Consider the following 4911-nt stretch of genomic DNA (forward strand, 5'->3'; position numbering starts at 1 on the left):
GATCCGGCGCGAATAAAAGATGTTGAGCGGCTGGAAGAAACCACTGCCCTGGAATTCCGAAAAACGGAATATCTCCTGACCCTCGACGAAGAACGGCCGCTGTTCCTGAAGATAGGTGGGATACCTGGAAAGATTCACCGAGGACGGGTCCGATTCGATCTGGGCAAAATCGGGATAGGCTGTGGCGTTGATGCTGGTCTGCGGGGTCAGGTCCCATTTGGCGGTCATGCTGCCCTTGACATTCCTGGCCGGGGTCTTTCCCTTAAAATCTTCAAAACGGAAAAAGCCTTCGGGGTACAACTCGAAATAATAACCCGATGATTTTGGGTTGATATTAACCGCCGTACCCCAGCGGGATACCAGATCGCCGTCCTTCTGGGTGACCTCGGTCCAGTAGTCGTCTTCAAAAGTGGTGGCGATATGCCGGGCAAATTGAATGTTCCATTCCCCCAGGCCCTTCTTGTAGCGCAATGTCTTGAAGGGGATCTTCATCTCCACTTCCATTTTGTCGGAATACATCTTCACCGCATTGTACCATACCCCCTCCCAGGATTGATCCTGGCTCCGGCCGTCGTCCATGATTAGCCCATCCCAGAAAATGCCGCTGCCGAAGACCAGAAAGAAATAACCGTTGGTCCGGCTTCCGAAGGGGTCGAACTTGACGATTACATAGTCCTCGTCCTTGGTGAAACAGGCCACCGGGGGGTTCTTAACCGCATGGCAGCGGAAGGCAACGTAAAGATTTTCTTGATCCTGCAGCATATAGACCACGGTCTTCTCGCCGGGCTCGGTATTCTCGTAGGGCTGGCTCTGGACGAAATCGCTGACCGAATTCGCCTGCTGCCAGATATCTTCGATGATCCCGTCGATCTCGGGCGGGGTCTGGACCTGCCTAACACTGAAAACCTTAGGATTGGTTGATGCGGAGATCTTTTCTCCGGCCGGCTCCTGGGCCCAGGCACTGCAGGATAAAAGGTTCAGTAAAATTGCTGCAGCTATGGCCTTTAGAAGGTGGTTCACTTCCATTTGGATCCTCCTTGTATTGCCGTTGATTGACCGACAATATGGTTTTGTATCCCTGGCGGGGATAGTTTCTTTCGGTGGCCTTTTCCAATGAGCGGCTTACTGGTTCTTCTCGCTTCGTGTGATCTCGCCGTTGGGCCGGGTAAAATCCAAAGCCGTGGCCCTGCCTTCCGGACTAAGGATGAAGTCGATCCGGGCGCCTGTGATATCCGCTAAGAAACTTGCGTCCGAGACCGGAAGCAGCTTGTACCCGGGGCGGCCGTTCCTGGCCAGATAAAGCTGGCCCGGCTGGTAAATGATAATCCTGGTGCCGTAGCTTCCGGCATAGTCTTTAAGCTTCTCCTCCGGCACCCGGTAATTGCCAAACTCCGCGATCTTCAGCAGGCGGGTGCTTTTCAGGCTTTGCCGGTCAAGGGGATCGCTGGCTTTGGTGATCAAGGTGTCCAGGGCCATCAGGTAGGCGGTGTTGAAGGCGCTGTCGGCCGGCACTTTGACATGCGGTATTACCCCGGTCCCCTCCCAGTTGGTCTTGGAAACGGGGGAGATGGACCGGCCAAAGGGCAGGGAAAGAGTGAATAGATCGTTGACTATCTTGAAATCCACCGGATGGGCTCCGCCCCCGGTGTTCTCGCCCACTATGGTGGCCCTTTTCAGCTCCTTAAGATTGTTGCTGAACTCCTCGGCCGCGGAAAAAGTATAGTTGCTGGTCAGGATGTAGACCGGCACATCCGGCCTGCGGGAACCGGAGATGTACGGCAGGGACCAGTATTGCTGGGTGGTGTTGCCGGGACGCTCATATATATCGTTAAGATGGGTGGGCTCGGCAAAAAGATAACTGGACAACAGCTGGATCATCTCGGGATGCCCGCCCCCGTTCTTTCTCAGGTCGAAGATGACGGCTTGGGCGTTGGCCAGATAGTTCATGGCCGATATCGCCGCCTGGCCTGCTTCGTGAAGTTTGGGATCGGTGAAGGCTTTCAGTTCCAGATAGCCTACATTCCCCGGCAGGTACTCCGCCTTGACAAAACCATAATTTATCCTCTGCATGCTCTTCATCCATTCCGGCGGAACCTGATTACTTTGGGTATCAGCCCGCATGGCCGCTATCTGTCCCGGTTCGTACCTTACATTTAGGTGCAGGTCATGGCTGACCGACCTCAGGTCCTCGGTCAACCGCCCGGCCAGCTCTTCCGGGTCGGTGATCTTGTCGTACTTGCCGGAACGAAGGTTTTTCAGCACCAATCGATTCATTTTCTTTGCCGTTTCCGGGAAAACGTAGTTACTGTCCAGCAGTATTGTGACCGCTTCTATGGTTTGTTTTTTTATTGTCTTATCTAAAGCAACTTTGGGCTGGGGCTGGGCCTGTATCGATCCGGCCAGCAAGGCCATCAGCATCATTTTGGATAGTAATACTACCAGTTTCATATACAACTCCTTTATTGTTCTTCAGTTATTTTAATTGTAAACTGTCCGGGTATTGCGGGTCTTGGTTACATTGCCTTTTTTAGGCAGTCCGGCTTTGCTTTTATGCGCCTGGCCTAAGCCTGCCAGCATTGAGGCAGTATTGTGTTCTTTGGCGTTTTGCTTTTGGAGCGCATCTTTATGGTTGGTTTTCACTGTCTGATCCTGCCGCAATGCATCGGCCGGGATGGCTCCTTCCGTCAAATACAACGCATAGTAACCTTCGGATGTCTTGGAATTGATTATGTTTTGCGGATTTGTCTGGGCTGCTGATATTGAAGCCAAGCCCAGAATGATGATCACTGGCATTATTTTCTTTTTCATGATAACCTCACTTTTTTGAATTGATTTTATACAAAGATGCAAAAGCACAAACGTTTGTTTATTGTTTTTATCAAAAAATAGGCCGTTTTAGCGGCTTTTTTCTTTTACCCAGAGGCAACGATGACTTGAACCGAAATATTACATATAAAATACGTAATAAGTGATCTTTTGTTTCATTTATTCTCTCCTTTATGGAGTTTCATTTTATCTTTCTGGGTGGCGTAGATCACGCCATGGAAATATTGGTTTACCAAAAGATCAATGTACCTTTCGTAAAAACCATCGTTATAATCAGGCTTCATCTGCCAAATGTCATCCTTGTCCCCCGGGCAATTTTCATCCTTATTTTCGTTTGACAAACGCTCAGTAACATACCTGAACTGAAAATGGCTTTTTATCATGTTCCCCAAAAAACCGTTATAAATACTGTTGTGAACCGGATCCATAAGGTCCACGCCTATTTGTTTAAAGAACCCTCCCATCACTGCATAATTCATCTTGCCCCATTTTTCCTGCAAACACAATACATCCGGGATATCAAACAACATGGTATTGAATGTGACCAAAGCAATTTCGGTGTTTTCCCGGAAGAACCGGACCACGTTTGTCACCAGGTTCCTGGCTCTTTCTTCCGGCGGGGTTGAATCATTTCCGGCCGACGCCTGGGCATCGTAATACTTCTGGTAGGTTTCTTCCAATATAGCTTTTAAAATACCGACTTTACCGCCAAAGTAATAATTGATCATGGCAATATTGACCTTGGCCTCTTTGGCGATCTCGCGCACTCCGACAGCTTCAAAACCCTTGTTGACGAACAGGGCGGCAGCGGCATTGAATATGCGGCTCTTTGGTTCAGGCAGGGAATAGTCTTTGGGAGACATTTTATCATCCTTTAGTTAAACAAACGTTTGTATTATAGCATTAAATGTTTATTTTGTCAAGTCCCTGTTTAAATATTTCTCGTATTTGTCGGCTAAATGTGCAAGTCAAAAGGCATAACAATAAGTATTGCTTTTAGTTGAGAACTTGCATAAAATTTTCTTTTTCCCCATAAAAAATAGCCCTGCTTTTGACAGCAGGGCTAAAAACTAAAGATGATCAACTTATAAACTCAAAAACTTTAATACTTCCTTTAGTTCCGGCAGCTCTTTTATGGGATAAACCTTTATCCAGATCACCTTCCCAAACTCGTCAACCAGGATATTTGCCCGTTCCGAGAACCCCTGCTCCCGGCGGAATATCCCGTAGTCTTTAGCTACTTTGCCGTGCGGCCAAAAGTCTGAAAGCATCCTGAGGTTCTTAATCTTGATCTCCTTGGCCCAGGCATGCTTGCTGGGAACGGTGTCCACGCTTATGCCCACCGGGACCGTGTTCAAAAGATCGAAGGCCTTCAGGTTCTTCTCCAGGGCCTGCATCTGCCGGGCACAGATCTTGGTAAAGGCCAGGGGATGAAAGGACAGCAGCACCTTTCGCCCATTAAGGTCAGACAACTTGAATTCCTGGTTGTGCTGGTCTTTCAGAACAAAGTCCGGCGCCTTTTGGCCGAGCTTGATCACATACCCTCCTTTTGCTTTTGTGGTTCCGTTTGATCCTATAAGTGAATCATGTAAATCCTGTCAAAAAGCGGCCCTATTCCAGTCCTATGCAGGAATAGCAGATGGCCACGGCGTTGATGTAAAGCCGCTTGTGCTCCCGGCGCACATATCCGGATCCGATGGCGGCCAGAGCCAGCAGCACAACAGCAATTGACAGCACCCGCCGCATTTACTTCTTCCCCGAAAGGTATTGGTCCAGGCTCATGCTTTTATATGAGCCGGAAGTGAGGTATTCCAGTATTTTTTTGAACACCGGGGCCTCGATGTATCCCGGGATCTTGCCGATGACCGTTCCGTCGCTGGCCAGGAACAGGGTGGTGGGATAGCCGCTGACGTCAAAATTGCGGGCCAGGTCAATTTCGGTATAGGCCTTGCCCTTGAAGTTGACGATGTTCTCCCTTTCGGCATTCAGCTTGACCGCCACAAAGCTCTCCTTCATCAGCCCCGCCCCCGCCGGGTCTACATAGGTTTTCTCGTCCATCACCTTGCACCAGTGGCACCAGTCGGT

7 protein-coding genes are annotated in these 4911 nt (G+C 49.5%); all 7 read right to left on the reverse strand.

The genetic code is table 11. The features are described 5' to 3' along the window. On the reverse strand, positions 1 to 1026 hold a 1026-nt coding region (locus Q7U71_10940), incomplete at its 3' end, for a DUF5916 domain-containing protein (protein ID MDO9392272.1). A 96-nt stretch (positions 1027 to 1122) separates the two neighbouring features. Next, a complete protein-coding gene (locus Q7U71_10945) occupies positions 1123 to 2448 on the reverse strand; it encodes a S41 family peptidase (protein MDO9392273.1) in 1326 nt (441 codons plus the stop codon). A 30-nt stretch (positions 2449 to 2478) separates the two neighbouring features. Beyond that, a complete protein-coding gene (locus Q7U71_10950) occupies positions 2479 to 2808 on the reverse strand; it encodes a hypothetical protein (GenBank protein ID MDO9392274.1) in 330 nt (109 codons plus the stop codon). A gap of 173 nt (positions 2809 to 2981) precedes the next feature. Further along, positions 2982 to 3689, reverse strand: coding sequence for a TetR family transcriptional regulator (locus tag Q7U71_10955; GenBank protein MDO9392275.1), 708 nt, complete (start codon positions 3687 to 3689; stop codon positions 2982 to 2984). 222 nt (positions 3690 to 3911) lie between these two features. Beyond that, positions 3912 to 4361 carry a redoxin domain-containing protein gene (locus tag Q7U71_10960; protein ID MDO9392276.1) on the reverse strand — a complete coding sequence of 150 codons (450 nt, stop codon included), beginning with the start codon at positions 4359 to 4361 and terminating at the stop codon, positions 3912 to 3914. A gap of 76 nt (positions 4362 to 4437) precedes the next feature. Continuing rightward, complete coding sequence (locus Q7U71_10965; protein ID MDO9392277.1) at positions 4438 to 4572, reverse strand: hypothetical protein; 135 nt, start codon at positions 4570 to 4572, stop codon at positions 4438 to 4440. Further along, a partial coding sequence (locus tag Q7U71_10970; GenBank protein MDO9392278.1) for a DUF255 domain-containing protein occupies positions 4573 to 4911 on the reverse strand: 339 nt, incomplete at its 5' end.

The organism is bacterium, from assembly GCA_030655055.1.
In the GTDB taxonomy this organism is placed as follows: domain Bacteria; phylum Edwardsbacteria; class AC1; order AC1; family EtOH8; genus UBA5202.